General features: G+C 63.1%; 19 protein-coding genes. 10 read left to right on the top strand and 9 right to left on the bottom strand.

Annotated elements, in window-relative coordinates; genetic code table 11:
* Positions 1–5: 5 nt before the first annotated feature.
* Positions 6–929 carry a CobW family GTP-binding protein gene (locus tag KUF59_RS21405; protein WP_212459529.1) on the bottom strand — a complete coding sequence of 308 codons (924 nt, stop codon included), beginning with the start codon at positions 927–929 and terminating at the stop codon, positions 6–8.
* Between the two features lie 3 nt (positions 930–932).
* A complete protein-coding gene (locus tag KUF59_RS21400) occupies positions 933–2423 on the bottom strand; it encodes an amidohydrolase family protein (RefSeq protein ID WP_212459528.1) in 1491 nt (496 codons plus the stop codon).
* A gap of 276 nt (positions 2424–2699) precedes the next feature.
* Between KUF59_RS21400 and KUF59_RS21395 the strand changes: the two genes are divergently transcribed.
* Positions 2700–2972: a DUF3551 domain-containing protein gene (locus KUF59_RS21395; protein WP_212459527.1), complete on the top strand. Its 273-nt coding sequence runs from the start codon at positions 2700–2702 to the stop codon at positions 2970–2972.
* Positions 2973–2993: 21 nt separating this feature from the next.
* Here KUF59_RS21395 and KUF59_RS21390 read toward each other — a convergent pair whose 3' ends face one another.
* A complete protein-coding gene (locus KUF59_RS21390; RefSeq protein ID WP_212459526.1) occupies positions 2994–4616 on the bottom strand; it encodes an ABC-F family ATP-binding cassette domain-containing protein in 1623 nt (540 codons plus the stop codon).
* A gap of 211 nt (positions 4617–4827) precedes the next feature.
* Here KUF59_RS21390 and KUF59_RS21385 point away from each other — a divergent pair, with 211 nt between their 5' ends.
* The 4 genes from KUF59_RS21385 to KUF59_RS21370 all read left to right on the top strand — a co-directional run bounded on the left by KUF59_RS21385 (position 4828) and on the right by KUF59_RS21370 (position 10030).
* The gene (locus KUF59_RS21385) at positions 4828–5919 is read left to right on the top strand and encodes a hypothetical protein (protein WP_212459525.1); all 1092 of its coding nucleotides are present in this window, start codon (positions 4828–4830) and stop codon (positions 5917–5919) included.
* Positions 5920–6105: 186 nt separating this feature from the next.
* Positions 6106–8877: a xanthine dehydrogenase family protein molybdopterin-binding subunit gene (locus KUF59_RS21380; RefSeq protein ID WP_212459524.1), complete on the top strand. Its 2772-nt coding sequence runs from the start codon at positions 6106–6108 to the stop codon at positions 8875–8877.
* Positions 8874–9398, top strand: a complete 525-nt coding sequence (locus KUF59_RS21375; protein ID WP_212459523.1) for a (2Fe-2S)-binding protein — start codon at positions 8874–8876, stop codon at positions 9396–9398. The genes KUF59_RS21380 and KUF59_RS21375 overlap by 4 nt, the downstream gene beginning before the upstream one ends.
* Positions 9399–9415: 17 nt before the next feature.
* Positions 9416–10030 (top strand): Isoquinoline 1-oxidoreductase subunit, encoded by a 615-nt coding sequence (locus KUF59_RS21370; protein WP_212459522.1) that lies wholly within the window; start codon positions 9416–9418, stop codon positions 10028–10030.
* A gap of 94 nt (positions 10031–10124) precedes the next feature.
* On the opposite strand, the gene KUF59_RS21365 is transcribed toward KUF59_RS21370, so the two are convergent.
* Positions 10125–10466: a PRC-barrel domain-containing protein gene (locus tag KUF59_RS21365; protein WP_212459643.1), complete on the bottom strand. Its 342-nt coding sequence runs from the start codon at positions 10464–10466 to the stop codon at positions 10125–10127.
* A gap of 613 nt (positions 10467–11079) precedes the next feature.
* On the opposite strand from KUF59_RS21365, the gene KUF59_RS21360 reads away from it, so the two are divergent.
* The 5 genes from KUF59_RS21360 to KUF59_RS21340 all read left to right on the top strand — a co-directional run bounded on the left by KUF59_RS21360 (position 11080) and on the right by KUF59_RS21340 (position 14906).
* The gene (locus KUF59_RS21360; RefSeq protein WP_249140438.1) at positions 11080–11244 is read left to right on the top strand and encodes a hypothetical protein; all 165 of its coding nucleotides are present in this window, start codon (positions 11080–11082) and stop codon (positions 11242–11244) included.
* Positions 11245–11564: 320 nt separating this feature from the next.
* Complete coding sequence (soxC, locus tag KUF59_RS21355) at positions 11565–12998, top strand: sulfite dehydrogenase (RefSeq protein ID WP_258769926.1); 1434 nt, start codon at positions 11565–11567, stop codon at positions 12996–12998.
* The gene (locus KUF59_RS21350) at positions 12985–13524 is read left to right on the top strand and encodes a c-type cytochrome (protein ID WP_258769924.1); all 540 of its coding nucleotides are present in this window, start codon (positions 12985–12987) and stop codon (positions 13522–13524) included. Before soxC ends, KUF59_RS21350 begins: the two co-directional genes overlap by 14 nt.
* Before the next feature lie 84 nt (positions 13525–13608).
* Positions 13609–14577 (top strand): ABC transporter substrate-binding protein, encoded by a 969-nt coding sequence (locus KUF59_RS21345; RefSeq protein WP_212459519.1) that lies wholly within the window; start codon positions 13609–13611, stop codon positions 14575–14577.
* A gap of 32 nt (positions 14578–14609) precedes the next feature.
* The gene (locus tag KUF59_RS21340) at positions 14610–14906 is read left to right on the top strand and encodes a hypothetical protein (RefSeq protein ID WP_212459518.1); all 297 of its coding nucleotides are present in this window, start codon (positions 14610–14612) and stop codon (positions 14904–14906) included.
* Between the two features lie 431 nt (positions 14907–15337).
* Here KUF59_RS21340 and KUF59_RS21335 read toward each other — a convergent pair whose 3' ends face one another.
* The 5 genes from KUF59_RS21335 to KUF59_RS21315 all read right to left on the bottom strand — a co-directional run bounded on the left by KUF59_RS21335 (position 15338) and on the right by KUF59_RS21315 (position 19786).
* The gene (locus KUF59_RS21335; protein WP_212459517.1) at positions 15338–15979 is read right to left on the bottom strand and encodes an HD domain-containing protein; all 642 of its coding nucleotides are present in this window, start codon (positions 15977–15979) and stop codon (positions 15338–15340) included.
* 115 nt (positions 15980–16094) lie between these two features.
* Positions 16095–17099: an alpha/beta fold hydrolase gene (locus KUF59_RS21330; protein WP_212459516.1), complete on the bottom strand. Its 1005-nt coding sequence runs from the start codon at positions 17097–17099 to the stop codon at positions 16095–16097.
* A 109-nt stretch (positions 17100–17208) separates the two neighbouring features.
* Entirely contained in the window at positions 17209–18057 is an 849-nt protein-coding gene (locus tag KUF59_RS21325; protein ID WP_212459515.1) for an SDR family oxidoreductase, read from the bottom strand.
* A gap of 108 nt (positions 18058–18165) precedes the next feature.
* Positions 18166–19047 carry an NmrA family NAD(P)-binding protein gene (locus KUF59_RS21320; protein ID WP_212459514.1) on the bottom strand — a complete coding sequence of 294 codons (882 nt, stop codon included), beginning with the start codon at positions 19045–19047 and terminating at the stop codon, positions 18166–18168.
* A gap of 28 nt (positions 19048–19075) precedes the next feature.
* Positions 19076–19786: an alpha/beta hydrolase gene (locus KUF59_RS21315; RefSeq protein ID WP_212459513.1), complete on the bottom strand. Its 711-nt coding sequence runs from the start codon at positions 19784–19786 to the stop codon at positions 19076–19078.
* Positions 19787–19822 lie beyond the last annotated feature (36 nt).

The raw sequence follows: 19822 nt of genomic DNA, 5'->3' as shown, positions 1-19822 counted from the left end.
CGGCCCTATACGACGCATCCTTGCATCGCCGTTTCAATCGCCTCGCGCGAGAGCACGCCGAGTTCGGCGATGAAGACTATCCGCGTGCGCGGCAATCCTTCGGCCCTCGGCCCGCCCGCGGCCAGCGTCGCCCGCCCGCCGGCGAGCTGAAACACCATCGACCGCCCGGGCTGCTCGACCGCTTCGAACACCCCCTTCGCCCGCGCCAGCTTTGGCGCGAGGCGGCCGATCGCCGCCTGCAGTCGCGGCAAGGACACCGGCTTGTCCGAAGTCCAGCTCAGCGTCTCGAACCGCTCGACCGCCGGCCGGCGCGGCCCGACCTCGCGCGGCACTGAAACGCGATCGACATCAGGCGAAAAAAGCAGCGCCGCCGGCACCTGCCCTTGGATGGCATCGACCACCACTGCCGCAGGACGCAGCGCACGCACGGCATCGCGGATTTGCGCGGAACCGGCGGCGTCAGCCAGATCGACCTTGCTCAGCGCAACCACATCGGCCGCGCGCACCTGTGAGCGCAGAAGCGCGTCGTCGAGCTTTGCCACCGGCATCGACGCGTCCACCACGCACAGCACCGTTTCCAGCGGCGCCTCGCGAAAGATCACGGGGTCCATCAGATTGCGCACGATGTCGGCGGGATCGGCGACGCCACTGGTTTCGATGACGATGAACTCCGGCCGTGGCTCGCGCTGCAGGAGAACGGCAAGCGTGCGCAAGAGATCGCCTTCCAGCGTGCAGCAGATGCAGCCATTGGCAAGGCTCACCACGCCGTCGGCGGCATCAGCGATCAGCTCGGCGTCGATGTTAATAGCGCCAAAATCATTGACGACGGCGGCGATCCGCCGGCCCTCGGCATGCTTCAAGAGGTGGTTCACGACCGTGGTCTTTCCCGCCCCGAGGAAGCCCGCCACGAGCAGAACCGGGACGGCCACGCCTCAGACCTCCGCGACGGGCCGGCGCACCGGTTGGCCAGGCCGTGCCGCGAGATCCAGCACACCGTCGGCGATCAGCGGATGGCCGCTCACCACGAGATGACGCACGCCCTCCGACGGGCGGTTCATCGCCGAGAACTCGGCACGGTCGGTCAGCGTATTGTAGTCGAACACCACGATGTCGGCATCCGCGCCGGCCGCAAGCCGTCCCTTGGCGCGCATTGCCGGCGTAGAGTGCTCGAGAATCTGCGCCGGGATCAGCGAGCATTTGCGGATGCCCTCCAGCAGCGACACTTTTCGGCGCTCGCGCACCCACTCGCGAATGAAGCGTGTGAAGCAACCGGCCGAGCGCGGATGTGACGTGGCGTCCTTCGGCAGCGGCCAGGCATCGCCGGTATAGGGTTTGCCGTCGGACAGCGTCCAGGGCATCGCGTCGGACGCGATCGCACCGCCGGGATAGAGCACGGCCATGTCGAGGAGATCGCGATGATGCGCGTTGTTCTCGATATCGAGGACGTGCCAGAGCACCAGTGTGGAGGGCTCGGCCGCCTGCGCTGCCAGCAGCTCCTCGCGATCGCGAAAACGCTTTCCGTCGGTAACGCGCTGTACGGACTCGTAGCCGGTGCCGTTGCGCGCCTCGAATTCGGGGTCGCTGAAGAACGCCGCCGCGAGCACGGTCGAACCGGTGCCGTAGGGATAGGATTCGACCGTGATCGGAAGCCCCTGCGCCTGTGCCTTGGCCACCAGCGCGACACAGCGCTCGATGTCGGTCTTGCTGGACGAGTTGAAGTGGCAGATGTGCATATGCGCGCCAGTGGCGCCGGCATAGCCGATCAGGCGGATATAGGCCTCCGCCGCGCTTTCGGGATCGATGCGGGACATGAAGGCGACATGGGTGAAGGTCGGCACGTCGTGCTTGGCCGCCAATTGGCACACCGCGGTGAGCTCCTGCACGCCCGCGCCCGGCGCATAGGCGTTGAGGATGCCGATGCCGATGCCGCCCTCGTTGAGCCCGCCGGCGAGACGATCGAGGATGCCGGCAACCTCGGTCTCGCTCGCGACGTTCTCGATCCAGCGCCGGTCGCGCATGGCGTTGCCAAACGCCTCCAGCGAGCTCTCGGAGTTCGAGCCCGTCATCGCGCCGATGCGCGCGAAGGCCCAGTTGGCTGCCGCGCCGTAGTTGAGCACGCGTCCCTTGCTTGCCTGCTTGCGATACCAGGCGGCGACCGGCAGCACGCCGGCCTCGAGATCGAGCGTCGTGGTCACGCCGTCGAATGCCTGCATGCGGTCGGCCGGCAGCGACTGGCCATGCGCGTGCAGATCGATGAAGCCGGGCGCCACGACCAGCCCGGTCGCGTCGATGGTCCTTTCGGCCCCGCAAAGCGAGGTGCCGACGGCGGCGATCTTGCCATCCATGACCGCGACGTCGCCGACCGCATCCATCCCGCTCGCCGGATCCACCACCCGGCCACCCGCGATCACCAAGCCGCCCATCTCGACACTCCCGCATTCCAAAAAGCGAGGCGAGCGTAGCGGGAGGTATCAACGCGTCAAGGCACGGCACCGCATGGCATCTCAAACGGCAGCGCATCCTCGGTCGTCACGTCGTTCGCTATCGACGCACATTGCCCCTGGCGGATCCTTATTCGCCCTGACGATCGAAGATCGTCCACGCTCGTCGACCACGCACTTCTTCTTGAGCGCGGCCAAGTGCACCTTGCGCGGGTCGGCGGGGTCCTGTTCTATGGCGCCGGTTGGAACGAGGTTGCGATGCGCATGCTTCGCTGGATGGTCCTGGCGTTCACGACGATCCTGGCCGTCGCCCCGGCCGCGGCTCAACGATACGATTCCCAAAATCCGTTTTGCCTCCAGCGGTGGGGACAGAGCGGCGGCACTTACATTGACTGCAGCTATACTTCCCTGGAACAGTGCAGGGCGACGGCGTCGGGACTCTCAGCCACGTGCTCCGCCAACCCATATTCGCCGCAGCCAAATCAAGCCTCGCCAGGGCACGTCCATAGGCGACAAGGCCGCGCCTACTAGGTCACGCTAGCCTGCCCTTTCCTAAGACCGCAATCCCGGCGCTTCCTGGCCGGTGCGGGCGACGTATTCGGTGTAGCCGCCGCCATATTGGTGGATGCCCTCAGGCGTCAGCTCCAGCACGCGGTTGGAGAGCGTCGCCAAAAAGTGCCGGTCGTGCGAGACGAACAGCATGGTGCCTTCGAAATCCGACAGCGCCGTGATCAGCATTTCCTTGGTGGCGAGATCGAGATGGTTGGTCGGCTCGTCCAGCACCAGAAAGTTTGGCGGATCGAACAGCATTTTTGCCATCACCAGGCGCGCCTTCTCGCCGCCCGAGAGCACGCGGCAGCGCTTTTCGACGTCGTCACCGGAGAAACCGAAGCAGCCGGCAAGCGCGCGCAGGCTTCCCTGCCCCGCGGTCGGAAACGCGTATTCGAGCGACTCAAACACTGTCTGCTCGCCGTCGAGCAGATCCATCGCGTGCTGGGCGAAATAGCCCATCTTGACGCTGCCGCCGAGTGCCACCGTGCCCTCGTCCGGCTCGCTCGCGCCCGCCACCAGCTTGAGCAGCGTCGACTTGCCGGCGCCGTTGACGCCCATCACGCACCAGCGCTCGCGCCGGCGGATCATGAAATCGAGCCCGTCATAAATGCGCTTGGCTCCATAGCCCTTGAAGACCTTCTTCAAGGCCACGACGTCCTCGCCGGAGCGCGGGGCCGGCGGAAAGTCGAACGCGACGCTCTGGCGGCGCCGCGGCGGCTCGACGCGCTCGATCTTGTCGAGCTTTTTCACCCGGCTCTGCACCTGGGCTGCGTGCGAAGCGCGCGCCTTGAAACGCTCGATGAACTTGATCTCCTTGGCAAGCATCGCCTGCTGGCGCTCGAACTGCGCCTGCTGCTGCTTCTCATTCTGGGCACGCTGCTGCTCGTAGAACTCGTAATCGCCGGTGTAGGTCGTGAGCGAGCCGCTATCGATCTCGATCACCTTGGAGATCACGCGGTTGATGAACTCGCGGTCGTGCGAGGTCATCAGCAGCGTGCCTTCGTAATCGTGCAGAAATTTTTCCAGCCAGATCAGGCTTTCGAGGTCGAGATGGTTGCTCGGCTCGTCGAGCAGCATGACGTCCGGACGCATCAGGAGGATGCGGGCGAGCGCTACGCGCATCTTCCAGCCGCCGGAGAGCGCACCGACGTCGCCCTCCATCATTTCCTGGCTGAATCCGAGGCCGTTGAGCGCCTCGCGCGCGCGGCCATCGAGCGCATAGCCGTCGAGCTCCTCGAAGCGGTGCTGCACCTCGCCGTAGCGCGCGATGATCTCGTCCATCTCGTCGGCCTTGTCAGGATCGGCCATCGCGGCCTCGAGCTCGCGCAGCTCCGCTGCCACCTCGCTAACGGGCCCCGCGCCGTCCATGACTTCGGCCACGGCGCTGCGGCCGGCCATCTCGCCGACATCCTGGCTGAAATAGCCGATGGTGATGCCGCGATCGGTCGAGACCTGCCCCTCGTCGGGCACCTCTTCGCCCGCGATCATCCGGAACAGCGTGGTCTTGCCGGCGCCGTTCGGGCCGACGAGGCCGATTTTTTCGCCCTTGTTCAGGGCCGCCGAGGCTTCAATAAAAAGGATCTGGTGGCCAGCCTGCTTGCTGACGTTATCAAGGCGGATCATGAGTTCTTTTCGGGGGAATTTTGCGTTGCCGCCTCTTAATCCATATGGGCGGCTAGGGGAAGCCCGGCAAGGTCCCGGTGTTGCCCTGGGGGATCCGGCGTTCCTGACAAATCCTTAGCAATTTTGCGCCAAAAGCGCTGAGGCGCCCGACGGAAATTTAACGGGCGTGTGTCGACGTTACGCCTTCAAAAAAAGCCCCGGGGAAATGCCGATGAAACATCACTTTCACCTTGCCGTCGCCGCCGCATTGCTGCTGGGCAGCGGCGCCGCCGCAACCGCCCAAAACCTGCCCGATTACATGGCGCCGATCTCCGGCAAGAGCACGGCCGCACCCGGCGAGGTCGCGACCAAGGACGTGCTTGCGCTGAACACGGCGATGTTCGAGCTGTATGGTGACGCGGCAAAGCTGTTCCAGAAGAACATCCTGAGCAAGCACCCGGTCATCCTCGGCCTGTTCTCCGGCGCCGGCGGCCGCCTGATCCTCTACCGCCCGGGCCAGCCGCCGCTCGACGCGCCGCAGGTGCCGATCGTCTATCAGCTCCTGAAATCGGTCGGTCACAGCACCATGGCGCTGGCCGAAGTCGTCGGCCCCTATGTCGACAATCCCGACAACAAGTCGTGGCGCGGTCCGATGCTCGCCTTCCGCACCCGCATGCAATCGGCGCTCGATAGCCTCGATGCAACGCCGATGCAGGCCGACTGGCGCGACAACAACCGCACCATCCTGCAAAACAATCTCGCCTTCATGGATGAATGCCTCGCCGCCGGCGCCATTCCCTTCGCGAAACTGGAGGCGTTCGGCAAGAAGCAGGCGCCGTTCCTCGCCAAGAACGTCGCCTGGGCCGCGCAGATCCAGGTCGCGCACTGGATGGGCGTGCTCGCCGACTGGAAGACGCAGCTCGGTCCCGACTGGGAAAAGACCTATGCCGCCAGCAACACCATCTATGTCGCGCGGCAGAACAACGTGATCTTCAGCGTGCTCGCGCAGTTCTTCGGCCCCGACGCCATCAACACCCGCCTTCTTCTGATCGAGACCGTCTCCTTCACGACGACGCCGGCGGACATGCTGGAGTCGCTGACCCGGATCATCGCCGATCGCTCGGTCGGCTCGCTGTTCTTCGGCAATTATCACCTGATGGACTACGAGTTGATGGGAGGCGACGCGCGCGCCGCCATCATCGCGGAGACGGCCAAGCGCGGCATGACGCCGTTCCTGCCGCCGCTGGTTCCATTCGGCTCGAAGCAGTGGCCGACGCTGGTCACGCCGGGCCCGGGCCCCGCGACGATCGCCGATCTCAAATAATCAGCGAAACATCGCGACACACGGCGGCGGAATCACCGCCGCCGTCTTCACTGAATGGTAACGCCCCACCCGCTTCTATCGTGGCGTGACGAATCGTGACGTCGCAACGGCGGTGGCGCGTTCGTCTCGGGCATCGATGCCGTCAGCATCGCCGTGCCCCTCAAGACCTTGCACAAGGATGAGATCATGGGGCCTTCGCGACGCGAGTTCGTGAAGTGGTTATCGGCGGGAGGCATCTCGGTCAGCCTGTCGCACCTGGCTCTGGCGAAGGAAGCGCCGTTCGCGACGCACGAGACGCTGCCCGGACGCGGCAACTTCAATCCCGCGGCAAAAGGCGCCGGCCGCGTCGACGGCGTCGCCAAGGTCACCGGCGCAAAACTTTACGCCTCCGACTTCCGCGCCAACGACATGCCGGGCTGGCCCGCGACCACGTCGCACGCCATCCTCGTACGCGCCAATGACGCCACGCATGTCTACACCGGCATGGACCTCGCCCGCCTCTCCGGCGCGCTCAAGCCGTCAGTGGTCGTCACATCAGCCGATCTCGATCGCATCGGCACGCAGGTTCCCGAGTTCTACAAAGGCGACCTGTTCTGCCCGGTCGGCAAGACGCCGATCTATCTGGGCCAGCCGGTCGCGCTTCTGATCTTCGAGCGGTTCGACGCCTTCGACCAGGCGCGGCTCGCCTTGCGCGACGGCAGCTTCGTCAAATTTGGCGAGGAAACCGGCCCGGTCATCATGCCCGATTACGGGGCCTACCGTTTTACGCGCGTCGCAGGCGCCTCGCCCGAGCAGCCGGACGTTTATTCGCCGATCCAGGCCGGCTGGGTTTCGCCGAAGAAGGTGCAGAACGCGGCGCTGCCGGTGTGGTCGCCGCTCGCCAAGGAGATGCCGCCGGACTACGCGAAGGCCGCGAAACATGGCGACCAGATCCGCGCCGAGCTTGCCGCGGACAATGCGTCCGTGCTGGTGCTCGATCGCGAGTTCGAGACGCAGTCGGTCGACCCGATGTTCCTCGAGCCGGAAAGCGGGCTCGCCTGGTACGACGGCAAGGCCGGCAATCTCGAGCTGGTCCTCGGCGTGCAGTCGCCCTATGAGGCGGCGGAGTCGCTCGCGCATTTGCTCGCCAAGGCCCGCGCGCCCTACAAGCCGGCGCATATCAATGCACAGTTCGCCCATGTCGGCGGCGGCTTTGGCGGCCGCGATCACACGCCGTTCATTCTCTATGTCGCGCTGGCCGCGGTCTGCTTTCCCGGCAAGCCGGTGCGGCTGGCGCATGATCGCTACCAGCAGTTCCAGGGCGGCATCAAGCGCCACCCGATCAAGATGCGTTCGCGCATCGGCATCGATCGGGCCACGGGCAGGATCAAGGCCTTTGCCGCCGATCACGTGCTCGACGGCGGCGGCCTCGCCAACTTCTCCGCCAACGTCGCCGTCGTCGCGGCGACCGGTGCGATCGGCATCTACGATATTCCCAAGGTCGACGTCACCACGGTGGCGATGCATTCGCGCGGCGTGACCGCGGGGTCCATGCGCGGCTACGGCACGCTCCAGACCATGACGGCTCTGGAGGTGCTGATCGACGAGGCGGCGGCCGAATTGAAGCTCGATCCGATCGACTTCCGCCGGCGCAATGCCTTGACGCAGAACGGCCGGACCATGACCGGCAATCCCTACATCGTCTCGGTGCGTACGCCCGAAATTCTCGACAAGCTCGAAAAGCACCCGATCTGGCAGCAGCGCGCGCAGCTCAAGCAAACATCCGGCGATCGACTGGTCGGCACCGGCGTCGCCTGCGTGACAAAGGACTACGGCTCCGGCGCCGACTGCTCGCTCGGCCGCGTCGAGCTCACCCCCGACGGCAGGATCGCGATCTTTTGCGACCACGTCGAGATGGGCAACGGCATCGGGACGGCGCTTGCCAACCGCGTCGCAGGCCATCTCGGCGCCATCGCCGACGAAGTCTCGGTCGCGCGGGTCGACAGCTACGATGTCCTCGGGCTCGTCACGTCGGGCGATCCCTACACGATGGACCAGAAGACGCAGGACGCCGCCGCGAGGAATCCGCGCTGGGTGCCCTCGATCAGCTCGGCGACATCAGCCTCCATCGGCGCCCATGTCGGCACGCATTCCGCATCGGAAGCCGCGCGCGTCATTTTCCGCTTCGGCCTGTGGCCCGCGGCGCTCGAGCTCTGGCATATCCCGAAGACCGATCCCCGTACAAAACAATGGGCGAACGTGCGCTGGCAGAATGGCCAGCTCGTGATGGACAACCTCGCACCGCTCGCGCTGCCGGTGCTGGCCGCGACCGCGCATGCGCGCGGCTTCGTCACCGGCGCGGTCGCGCACTCCTTTTCGCGCTGGGCCTGGTCGCGCGCCCGCTTCCCCCTGTTCGGCGAACAGTACCGCGCCGAGATCGACGCGCTCGCGATCCGCAAGGGCAACGGCAAGTTCGAGCGGATCAACCGAACAAGCGTCAAATTTCCGCCGACTGACAACAACCGCATCGGCACCGCCTACACCTCGATGTGCGGCACGCTGGTCCGCGTCGAGATCGAGCGCGCCTCGGGCGCCCTGCGCATCGCAAAAGCCTACAGCGTGTTCGAATGCGGCACCGCGCTGGTGCCTGAGGCCGTGATGGGCCAGTCGCATGGCGGTTTTGCCATGGGTGTCGGCTACGCGCTCTTGGAAAGCCTGCCGCCGTTCGAGGGCGGCCCCGGCAACGGCGAATGGAATCTTGGCCGCTATCTGGTCGCGCGCGGCTCGGACCTGCCCCTGCGCGATCTCCAAATCGAGATGCTGAAGCCGCTGACGCCGGACGAGGCGCCGAAGGGCATGGCGGAGGTCGTCATGATCCCGATCGTGCCCGCCCTCATCAACGCCATCTTTGACGCCACCGGCCACCGCTTCCGCGCGCTGCCGGTCACCGCAAGCCTGCTCAAGGGAGTGCTCGCGTGACGATACTTAGCCTCACCATCAACGGCCGCAAGCACGGCCCGATGGACGTGCGCGACGATCTCTCGATGAACGATCTTCTGCGCGAGATGCTCGGCATGACCGGGACGAAGTTCGGCTGCGGCGCCGCGCAGTGCCTGAGCTGCGCCATCATCGTCGATAACCCCGACGGCACGAGTTACACCAGTCCGACCTGCATCGCTCCCGCCGTCAATTTTGACGGCAAGTCGATCCGCACCGTCGAGGGTCACGCCAGGGACGGCGAGCTCTCCGCCCTGCAAAAGGCCTTCATCGACCATTTCGCATTCCAGTGCGGCTACTGCACCGCGGGTTTCCTCAACGAGGGACAGGTGCTGCTCGAACGCCTCTCGCGCACGCCGGTCGCGCGCGACGCGCTGGAGGCCACCATCGCTGAAGCGCTCGACGGCCATCTCTGCCGCTGCACCGGCTACATCAAGTACCACGAGGCCGTGCGCGACGTGATTTTGGCCGACGCCAAGCGCTACCTCATCGCCACCAAATGAGCGCGGGGTTAAAAACCATGGGACCCGCGCGGTTTCGACTGCTCGTTATCACTGCCGCACTCACCAGCAGCTTCTGCGCAGGCTACGCGGCCTCGGAGACGGGAAGCCATGCGCTTGCTTCTCCCGAAAGCTTTGCTGACATCCGCGACACCGCGCAGCGATCGGCCGCGATGTTCACCGAGCTCGGCAAGGTGCTGACGCATCCGCGTTGCACCAACTGCCATCCGGCCGGCGACAGCCCGCGCCAGGGCGACAATCCCCGCATCCATCAGCCGCCCGTCACGCGCGGCGCCGACGGCCACGGCTTGGAGGCGATGCGCTGTCACACCTGCCACCAGAAGGCCAATTTCGAGCCGGGTCGCGTGCCCGGCCACCCCGAATGGCATCTGGCGCCGCGCGAGATGGCCTGGGAAGGCAAGACGGTCGGCGAGATCTGCGCGCAGATCACCGACCCCGCGCGCAATGGCGGCCGCAAGCCACAGGACCTCGTCGAGCACATCGGCAAGGACACGCTGGTCGGCTGGGCCTGGAAGCCGGGCTTTGGCCGCTCACCTGCGCCGGGCACGCAGGAACAGGCCGGTGCGCTCGTCGAAGCCTGGGTCAAGACCGGCGCTGCCTGCCCCGCTCCTTGAGGGCTGAAGCGCGCGGCGATCCAGCGATTGAACGCGCCGTTTGATGCAACGCTCAGGGCGCGACTGGAATCGCGCCTTGGTGCGCTGCCGGGCGTTATAGGCCTCCACGGCCCTCCCAGTACGTGGGCGTCCCATAGTACCGATGGGTGCGCGTTTCCCAGTCTCGATCTTGCCATGAGTCATCACTGAACTCAGGCGCGTCCTTCAGCTGTTGCTCGGTGATATCAGTTCGAAAACCGCCACGCGACGTATCAAATGTCAGAGCGCCCCAGGGAATGGGGTAATGGCTGTGGCCCAACCCGACAAATCCACCAAAGCTCATGACGGCATAAGCCACGCGGCCTGTCACCTTGTCGATGATGAGGTGATCTATCTCACCGATATTTTTGCCGTCTGCTCCATAAACCTCAGTTCCTTGAACGTCTTCGCTCGAGATGCATTGATGATCCGGATGGGCTGTTGCACGGGCCGTGACTTCGTCTCCCTCATAAGTGGTTTGGTCAGCTTAACTCGGCCGCCACGGGGCGTTCCTGGCTTCGGAGAACATGTCGCAGCGCCAATCCTGACAACTCCGGCTCCGATGACTCATGGCGAAATCTGCTGGCGAAAAATCTGCGTCAAGGTCGCGGGTGTCCTTTCAGCCGAGCTGGCCGAAGTTGTCCTTGGCTTCGCTGGTCGAGACACGTTCGCCTTCCGGTGGAAGGCGGCGTGGGCAAGGACGATGATGAAAACGACGAGGCCGCCAACTGAGGCAGCCTTGTTTCCCCGTGAACTCAGCCACTCGTCAATGTTGGCGCTGCTCTCGCGCGTCCGGAATGGAAGGCCCCCACTTTTGTTCAATCGTCCAGAGAGTTCAAAGGAGAAGGACTATGATCGCTAATAGACTTATGATCCTGGGTGCGGCGCTCGCCTTCAGCGCCAGCTCCGTGTATGCGGGTCCCTGCAACACGACGAGCCGCGACGCAGGCTCAGGGAATGTCCCGGGCTATACCGGACAAACCACTGGCTCCACAGCTGCTGATTCCAAGCAGCAACCGCCGACATCCTCAATGAGCAAAGCCTCGGAGAATACCGCAACGTCGTCGGAAGACGCGCAGCGCCAGATGCAGAGCCAGCCCACCGCCGCCGAGCAATCAAAGAAGGCGACGGCCGGTGCGGCCGAGCCCGCTCCGTCCGAGCGGAAGATGACGGCGGCCGACAAGGACTGCGACTAAGCGCGGCGGACATGGTTTCACGGGGGAGCATATCGAGGGCTGGCCGAGAGCCTGAGAGAAAGAGGTTGGCTGTACGCACCAGTTGACTGGGCCGGTGCCGATTGCTTCCGCATTCGGCCCATCAGCGAGGTCGCGTCATCTCTCATGGAGATCCGCTCGGGCATTAGCGGTCTCGATTTGCTTACGCCGGGTCCTTCGCATTTTGACCCAACTCGGACATCGGAATCGCTGGTTTTGACCAGATTGCTTGTGCGACATCCTTGCCAATATGAAGGTCTTTTGGAGGGGCGTAGTCTTTTCTAGAGCTGCTTTTCGAGGACGTGCCGACGTCTCCGTTCGAAGCGAATGGCAGCGCGGAATGCCGTCGGCGGGCATCACACTCAATAAAACCGACAGTTCTTTGGTGCCGGTCCCTCACCGAGCACTCGCTCGTGCGGACGGGCAGGCGAAATGCTAAACTTGACCGCAACGAGGGAGTGCCGCTCATGAGAAAAACACATCCCGAACCAGGCGATCCGGCGGCCGGCAATGGAATTCTAAGCCGCCGCATTTTTTTTGAAGGCGCGCTCGTTGTCGGTGCGACCGGTGCGGGCCTGTCCCGCGGATCGGCAGAACAGCTTACGGTGCAGCCATGGATGAAGGTGCCGGGTCCGGGATTTCCGGGCTACGGCCAACCCTCACCGTTCGAGAGCAAGGTCGTCAAAATCTTTCCGCCGCCCCCCAACCCGGCCGGTGTCGGCGCGTCACGCACGCCGCTGCACATGCTCGAGGGAATGATCACACCATCCGGGTTGCATTTCGAGCGTAGCCATTCCGGCATCCCGGAAATAGATCCGGATCAACACCGGCTGCTGATCCATGGACTTGTGAAGCGCCCGCTTGTGTTTACGGTCGAGGCGCTGTCGCGCTATCCGATGCAATCGCGCATCGCCTTCATCGAGTGTGGCGGCAACAGCCAGGCGCTCAACGCGCCGCAGGCACAGCCGCTCAATGTGGCGGCTATTCATGGCCTGCTGGGTTGCGCGGAATGGACCGGCGTGCGTCTCTCCACGTTGCTCGACGAAGCCGGCATCGAACCCGAGGCGCGCTGGGTGATCGCCGAGGGCGCCGATGCCGCCGCAATGAGCCGCAGCATCCCGCTCACCAAGGCGATGGATGATGCGCTGCTCTGTCTCTATCAGAATGGCGAGCGAGTGCGGCCTTCGAACGGCTATCCGGTGAGGCTGCTGCTGCCTGGTTTCGAAGGCAACATGAACGTGAAGTGGCTGCGCCGGCTCAAGCTGACTGCGGGCCCCGCCATGACCAAAGACGAAACATCGAAATACACGATCCTGCTCAAGGATGAGAAGGCCTGGCAGTTCGTGTTCCCGATCGAAGTAAAATCCATCATCACGCGTCCGTCGCCGGGACTCGCGCTAAGGGAACCGGGATTCTACGAGATTTCCGGGCTGGCCTGGTCGGGCAACGGCAGCATCCGGCAGGTCGACGTGTCGGCTGACGGCGGACGAAGCTGGGCGCCGGCGGCTTTGCAGGGCCCGATCCTGCCAAAGGCGCCTGTGCGCTTCCGCGCAGCGTGGCAATGGAATGGCGGTCCCGCCGTGCTGCAGAGTCGCGCCACCGACGACACCGGCATGGTGCAGCCAACGCGCGCGCAGTTCGCCGACGAGCGCGGCTTGCGCGGGGTCTATCACTACAACGCCATCGCAAGCTGGCGCATCGACGAGATGGGGGAGGCCAGCAATGTCTACGCTTAAACCCATTTCAGTCTGCGTATCCATGCTGACCATTGCACCGGCGGCCCTGGCCCAGGCCCCGCAGTTCGGGCAACCGATCGAGCCCGCCGACATCGCAGCCTGGGACATCAGCATCGCACCGGATGGCGCAGGTCTGCCGCCTGGTCGTGGCACCGCAATCGAGGGGGAAGCCATATATGCAGCGAAATGTCAGGCCTGTCACGGCGAGAAGGGAACCAACCCCGGTGTCGCGTTCGCTGGAGCACTCGTCGGCGGCATGGGTACACTGGCGCCGGACAAAACACCGATAAAGACTGTGGGAAGTTTCTGGCCCTATGCAACGACGCTGTTCGACTACATCAGCCGCGCAATGCCATTCCAGGAATCGAAATCGCTCACCGCGGACGAACTCTACGCGGTATCGGCCTATATCCTCAATCTCAACGGGATCGTCGGATCGAACGATGTGATCGATGCGCAGTCACTGCCTAAGGTGAGAATGCCGAACCGGGACGGGTTCATCCCGTTTCCGCGCAATCCGAAGTAGCTTCCATCTGCACCCGCAGTGAATGCGGTGACCATCGAGACGTGATACGCTCCACCCGTCTCCTCAAGCTGCGAGGAGGATCGAATGAAGCGGCGAGAGTTCATTGCGGCCAGTGCAGCGCTGCTCGTTTCGCCGCGCCGTTCGCTGGCGCAAGGGACACGTCGTCGGGTTGGCTTTCTCGCCATGGATGTGGTGGAGCCGACCGTTCAAAAAGCGTGGCTTGAGGGGCTGCGAAAGCACGGCTGGATTGATGGAAGAAACCTGATCATCGAGTATCGTTATGCCCCCTCCCCGGATCGCCTCCCAGCTTTCGCCGCCGAGCTTGTAGCTCTCAGCCCCGATCTGCTCATCGCCCCCAATCCACCAGCAGCCGCAGCGCTGAAATCGGCAACTGCCAGCATTCCGATTGTATTCGTGGCGGCCTCCTTTCCTGAGAGGCTCGGCCTCGTACAAAGTATGTCGCATCCTGGCGGCAACATAACGGGTCTCGCGGCGGTCGCGCCCGGATTCGTTGGCAAATTAATAGAGCTACTGCGGGAGATGGTTCCTACCGCCTCGAAAATTGCAGTCTTGGTCAATCCCGGCACTCCAGGTCACAGGCTGATAGTCGCCGAGGAGTTACCCCAAACTGCCCGGAACCTAGGCGTGGCTCTGCCGATAGTAGAGGCGACCACGGTGGAGGAACTCGACGTCGCCTTTGCCTCGGCCGCAGCAGAGCACGCCGACGCAATAAGTGTTTTGGGCGATGCTTTGACCGTCAACAACGCCCCACGCGTTACCGCGCTGGCGGCGAAGCATCGTCTGCCCGCGATTTACCTATTCCGACTATTCGCCACCAATGGCGGATTGATTTCATACGGCCCCGATTTGGCCGATTTGTTTATTCGCGCGGGCGGCTACGTCGACAAGATCCTCAAGGGCGCAAAGCCGTCTGACCTGCCTGTCGAGCTGCCGACAAAGTTCGAACTCGTCATCAATCGCAAGACCGCGAATGCACTCGGCCTCACCGTCCCGCCCACTCTGCTCGCGCAGGCCATGGAGGTGATCGAATAGCGGCAGCCGAGGAACAATTTCGGTCGCTGTGAATGTTGAGTCAATTGCATTTGCAGGCGACGATGATGAGCCAGTATGTAGAGGCGCGATACGCGCTGCTGACATTGCAAGAAGCGCGAGAAACCAGCGAAGGTCGAGCAACAAAGCTGCTCAATAATCTATTGCAAGACCTTAGACCAACGCAGCAAGATGACCCGCATCGGGCGGATGCAATAGCTTCCATCCAGCATTTGGCGGTGATTTTACGTCAGCACAGGATGCCTCCGTCCTCTTATTGGGAAGCGGCGTTCGAAGCTACGCACGCCTGGCGAGACCACGCGGAGCAATGATCCAATTGCCATTGCGGAAAAGGCCTCGGCCGGATTAGCCGAACGGCTTTTCTCGCCCCTGCACTTTTGGGGTCGACCGCGCCTTCGCTCCACTCACCAGAGCATCGAGGCAAGAGCCAGCAGACCGATCAAGGCTGCTGTCCAGGCCAGCGAGTGCAGTATCCGCGTACTGTCGTGCGTCACGACCGCCTCCTCTTGGACGAGCAATCGTGCAGTCAGGCCAGACGATCGTTGAGATAGATCAAATAGGTAATTCGTTCCGACCGACTGGAACTGCGAAACGCACCGGCCCAACTCGGACCTCTCGTGATGGCTGCCTTGGTGCAGCTCCCAGGCAGACAGCCGACATCTCGCGTGGTCGCCGCATCGCGGCCCGCGAGGCCTCTGCTCAAAAGGCAGGCCCGCAATCATCAACTCGACGGACTGCACTTTCAGCTTTCGAAAGGCGCGGCGTGGATGATGTCACATACGTTCGGAATCTCGAGACCGTGCACGAGGCGGCGCCCGATGTCGGCCAAGCCTGTGCCAATCGCCGTATGCGGCTTCTTTCTGGCGACCTCGGCCAGAGCTTCCGTGAATGCTGCTTTCATTCCGATTCGCGGATAGAGAGCCAGGGTATCGTCGATCAGAGACGGGGAAATTTCCTCGATCCGAAGCCCCATGACGTCGACGTGTGCGCCGAAATGGACAAGGGCCACTTCTGCTTGCCTGCGGTCGGCGATGTCGGCGAGGGAGTGGAGTGCAATCGCATCCCATACGACGTCGGCTTTCGCCTTCGGGTATTCGCTTTCAGCCAAAAAACGGCTGGCGGCATCGGCGCCGTCGACTTCAAATCGCTTGCCGGCGGCGTGCGATGGCGAAAGGCCGAGGTCGTGGAGGAGCGATGCGATGTAGACGAGCTCGCGATCGTATTTCATCTCTCTCTTCTTGCCGATAAACTCGGCAAACCACCACGTCCGGTGCACGTGGTTGAGCAGAACCTTGGAATGGGCATGCTCGGCGAGTGCGGCGCTCTTGCGAGCGAGATCTGAATCCGGAGCAACAATTCCTCCGATGGCGACAGGTGTACTCATGTATCTTCCTCAGAATTTAAGGCCCGCGCCTTTTCAGCCCGGGTCGCAATATCAGCAGCGTCCGCGGGTGAGCCTGCGCAAGCGCTCAAATGAAGGCGGTGCGCAAGCATGATTGTTAGGCCGCTGTGAGCAGGAGCCGCGCCACCTCAGCCGGCTTGTCGATCATCAGCCAGTGGCCGGCTTCGATCGACTTTACTTCGCTGTGGGGATAGTTCGCGGCGATCGCGGCCGCCGTAGCGGATGTCAAATAGGGATCCATGGCGCCCCAGATCAGGTTGACCTTTGGGCTGAAGCGACGGACGTCCGGGAGTCGCGACGTATTATAGGCGACGCTCTCGCGCACTTGAGAGGTCATTTGCGAAAAGGCGGGGCCGGCGCCGCCGGCGAAGTTGCCATCGACGATCGGTCGCACGATGCCGACAAAGCGCTCCCTCAAATTCGGCGGCATGTTGACCTGAAAATGGTTGTCCTGGAACGTGATCAGCCAATTCATTTTGTCCGGATTGGACAGAAATGCCTGAGCGAGCTCCCTGAGCCAGGGATCGCCAAACACTTCTATGATTTCGGGCAGTCTCCATGTTGGCGAGTCCGAATAGTAGCAGTTCAGCAGGCAAAGCCAGGCCACGCGATCGGGATTGTCGAGTGCGTAGTTGGCAGCGCACGGGCCGCCGGAGTCGTGACCGACCGGAACGAACTTGTCGATCTTCAGCGCATCGACAACGGCAGCAACGTCTCCGACCTGCTGCTTGAATGTGTACTGATAGCCTTCTGCTGAGACCTTCTCCGACTGGCCGAAGCCCAGGAAGTCGAACATCACCACCCGCCTGCCGGCGCGCGTCAAATACGGCACCAGGTAATCGTAAATGTGGAGATTGTCCGGGAATCCATGCATCAGGACGAAAGTCGGATCCTGGCCGGGGTATTCGCGAGCGTAAATCATATGGCCGCCGTGAGCTATGCGATGCTCGACATATGGAACGGCCGAGGCCATCGGCGCTTCAACGCTCGTCGTGTTTTGAGCTGCACGGGCCGGATGGGCCAAAGCGAGAGCCAAGCCTCCAGCGGTCGCAAACAGCAAGTCGCGGCGGGAGGCAAGGTTTGCGTCGGTGAAGAAGTCCATCTCAAGATCCTTTTCCGTGGTTGTTCTGTGTTGCAACAACTGCGAGCTCCGGCGCGTTACCTATGCGAGATCGCGCACGTCTCCCCGGCTCTCTCGATTTGAGCGGTCACTACGCGGCTCCTTGGATCGCCACGTCGGTCGAGTGTGCCAATGCTTTCTGATTTTCCAGGGCTGCAAGCCGTTCCGTCAGCGCCGCATGGACGAGCGCAAAAGCGTCACTGCCTAGTGTCAAACGTTTCGGCGCCGGGGTCTGATCGGCGGAGGCGATGATCGCCGAAGCAACCTTGCGCGGATCACCGGGAAACATCGCGAGGCCGGCTGACTCTGCCATGCGACGGAAGTCGCCGGCAGGCGTTTGGTCATAAACGTGGAGGATTTGGCCCGCGTCTGCGCTAGACGACGCGAAATTCGTGCGTGATGCGCCTGGTTCAACCAGCGTGACCTCGATGCCGAAGGGTGCGATCTCCGGGATCGTACCCTCGAAGAAACCTTCGATGCCCCATTTGGTGGCGGCATAGACGCCCATCGTCGGATAGGCCGCTTGACCGACTGATGACGAAATCTGAATGATCCGCCCACCGCCCTGCAGCCGAAGGTGGGGGATTGCCGCGCGGGCGAGCCGGATGGAACCGAGCAGGTTGGTGTCGATCTGGCGCTCGATCTGGACGTCGCTGACCTCTTCCGCCGCGCCGAACAGCGCGTAACCGGCGTTGCTGACCACGACGTCTATCCGCTTCAACTCGGCGAAGGCGCGGCTGACGACCTGGCGCACGCCCTCACCGTTCGTGACGTCGAGGACGGCTACCCAAAGACGCTCGGCATACTTTGTCGCGAGGCCCTGGAGAGCCTCGGGCTTGCGTACCGTGGCGGCTACCCGGTCGCCGCGATGAAGCAGAAGCTCAGTCAGCTCCCGTCCGAAGCCGCTGCTCGCACCCGTGATGAACCATGTCTTCGGCATAAGGATGCCCTTTCGCTGATCTCGGAAGCTTCCAGTTGGACAAACCGATGAATGCGATTTTCTTCCGTCAGAGCTTCGGTTGAGTTGCTCGAACTCCAAGCGTGACCGTCATGCAAAGGCTCTCCGGTTTTTTCCGATGAAGGCTGCGACGGATAGTGGGGGCGTTCCGGTAACTGTCTCGACGACGTCGTTCGTGCCTGCGAAAATGCCGTCCTGATAGTCCTGGGCTACTTCGACGAGGTGCTGCACCAGAAATGGGGGAAACTTGTACACTTGTTCCATCCTCTGCCTGAACTCTTCGATCGATGTTGGCGCGTACGCGATTTTCGCGCCGAGCACGTCGCTCATGGCGGCGGCGATCTCGGTGTGGTCCATCTCGACCGGGCCGTGCAGAGTGTAGATCTTGCTCTCGTGGCCTTTCGGATTCGCGAGGATGTGGGCGATGACCCGTCCCTGATCCTCCGTGCTGATCGGAGCGTGGCGCCCATTCCCGAACGGAAATTCGATTCTTTTCTTGGCCCAGATCTCCTTCGCGAAATGCGGGGAGACGAGCCAGTCGGCAAAGAACGTCGGGCGCAGATGGGTCGTCGCCACGTCCGACCAGTCGAGGACCCGCTCGGAAAGCCAGTGATTTTGCGCGGCATGGCTCGTCGAGTCCCGCCGGGCCGAAATCTGTGACATGTTCACGATCGCTGTCACGCCCGCTTCTTTCGCGGCCTGTGCGAAATACGCGGCAGCGCCGATAATTCCCGGCGCAATCGGATGAAGGAAATAGACCGAGCTGATGTCCTCCATGGCAGCACGGATGTCGTCGATATCAGTGAAGCCGCCGATGGCGATATCAACTCCCCGGCGCCTCAGCGTAGCCGCCCGGTCATCATCCGAGCGTACGTAGGCCCGCACGCGCTTGCCCATCTTGAGCAGTTCGTCGATAGCGGCTCCCCCCGTACGCCCGGTCGCGCCGCTGATCAGAATGTTTGCTTCGCTCATGACTTCGCTCCTGCGCCAGGGCGTGTGCTCATAATGTCTGTCGTGGCGTCGTTGCTGCGCTGGCGAGCAGGATCACCTCGGCGACCTTTTGAGGACACGAGAGCATCGCGACGTGGCTAGCGGGAACGCGAATGGTCTCGGCACGGATGTGACTCGACATTCTTTCCTGAAGCGCAGGCCAGATGGTGCGATCATTTTCCGCCAGCACGTACCAGCAAGACCTGCCTCTCCAGGCGGTGCTGCTGACCGGAGCGCCGAGCGCGTGGATGGATGTCGGTCCCTGAGTGGAGACCATGACTTCCTTCTGTCCGACGGGTAGGTCCTGGGCGAAGTCCTCGAAGATTCCCTTGCGAGTGAGTTTGAAAAAGCCGGAACCATCGCGCTTCAGCTCCGATCCTGCGGGTGATGGCGGAAGCAATTCGCCCATGGATAAGGCGGATTGGTCCGCATCGGGCGCGAACGCAGCCACGTAGACGAGCCCCGCGACTTTCGGATCATCGCCAGCCTGGGTGATGACCACGCCGCCATACGAATGTCCCACCAGCAGCAGCGGTCCTTCCTCAAGAGCCATGGCCCGCTGAACGGTCGCTACATCCTCAGCCAACGAAGACAAGGGGAGCTGGACCGCGGTTGCCTCGACTCCTGCGCCATTGAGTTGAGTGATTACGGGCGACCAGCAAGAGCCGTCAGCCCAAGCTCCATGGACTAGAATGACAGTTTTCGGAGTTGTGTTCCCCATCGCCAGCTCCATGCTTGTCGGCGACAACAGGGCCAA

Origin of the sequence: Bradyrhizobium arachidis, assembly GCF_024758505.1 — a bacterium.
Lineage (GTDB): Bacteria > Pseudomonadota > Alphaproteobacteria > Rhizobiales > Xanthobacteraceae > Bradyrhizobium > Bradyrhizobium manausense_C.
This window is presented reverse-complemented; position numbering and strand designations above follow the sequence as displayed.

Coding starts and splice junctions, on each gene's coding strand:
- KUF59_RS21400 (WP_212459528.1), bottom strand. CDS start 2,423: ATGGGCGGCTTGGTGATCGCGGGTGGCCGGGTGGTGGATCCGGCGAGC.
- KUF59_RS21395 (WP_212459527.1), top strand. CDS start 2,700: ATGCGCATGCTTCGCTGGATGGTCCTGGCGTTCACGACGATCCTGGCC.
- KUF59_RS21390 (WP_212459526.1), bottom strand. CDS start 4,616: ATGATCCGCCTTGATAACGTCAGCAAGCAGGCTGGCCACCAGATCCTT.
- KUF59_RS21385 (WP_212459525.1), top strand. CDS start 4,828: ATGAAACATCACTTTCACCTTGCCGTCGCCGCCGCATTGCTGCTGGGC.
- KUF59_RS21380 (WP_212459524.1), top strand. CDS start 6,106: ATGGGGCCTTCGCGACGCGAGTTCGTGAAGTGGTTATCGGCGGGAGGC.
- KUF59_RS21370 (WP_212459522.1), top strand. CDS start 9,416: ATGGGACCCGCGCGGTTTCGACTGCTCGTTATCACTGCCGCACTCACC.
- KUF59_RS21360 (WP_249140438.1), top strand. CDS start 11,080: ATGAGCAAAGCCTCGGAGAATACCGCAACGTCGTCGGAAGACGCGCAG.
- KUF59_RS21350 (WP_258769924.1), top strand. CDS start 12,985: ATGTCTACGCTTAAACCCATTTCAGTCTGCGTATCCATGCTGACCATT.
- KUF59_RS21345 (WP_212459519.1), top strand. CDS start 13,609: ATGAAGCGGCGAGAGTTCATTGCGGCCAGTGCAGCGCTGCTCGTTTCG.
- KUF59_RS21340 (WP_212459518.1), top strand. CDS start 14,610: ATGTTGAGTCAATTGCATTTGCAGGCGACGATGATGAGCCAGTATGTA.
- KUF59_RS21335 (WP_212459517.1), bottom strand. CDS start 15,979: ATGAGTACACCTGTCGCCATCGGAGGAATTGTTGCTCCGGATTCAGAT.
- KUF59_RS21330 (WP_212459516.1), bottom strand. CDS start 17,099: ATGGACTTCTTCACCGACGCAAACCTTGCCTCCCGCCGCGACTTGCTG.
- KUF59_RS21325 (WP_212459515.1), bottom strand. CDS start 18,057: ATGCCGAAGACATGGTTCATCACGGGTGCGAGCAGCGGCTTCGGACGG.
- KUF59_RS21320 (WP_212459514.1), bottom strand. CDS start 19,047: ATGAGCGAAGCAAACATTCTGATCAGCGGCGCGACCGGGCGTACGGGG.
- KUF59_RS21315 (WP_212459513.1), bottom strand. CDS start 19,786: ATGGGGAACACAACTCCGAAAACTGTCATTCTAGTCCATGGAGCTTGG.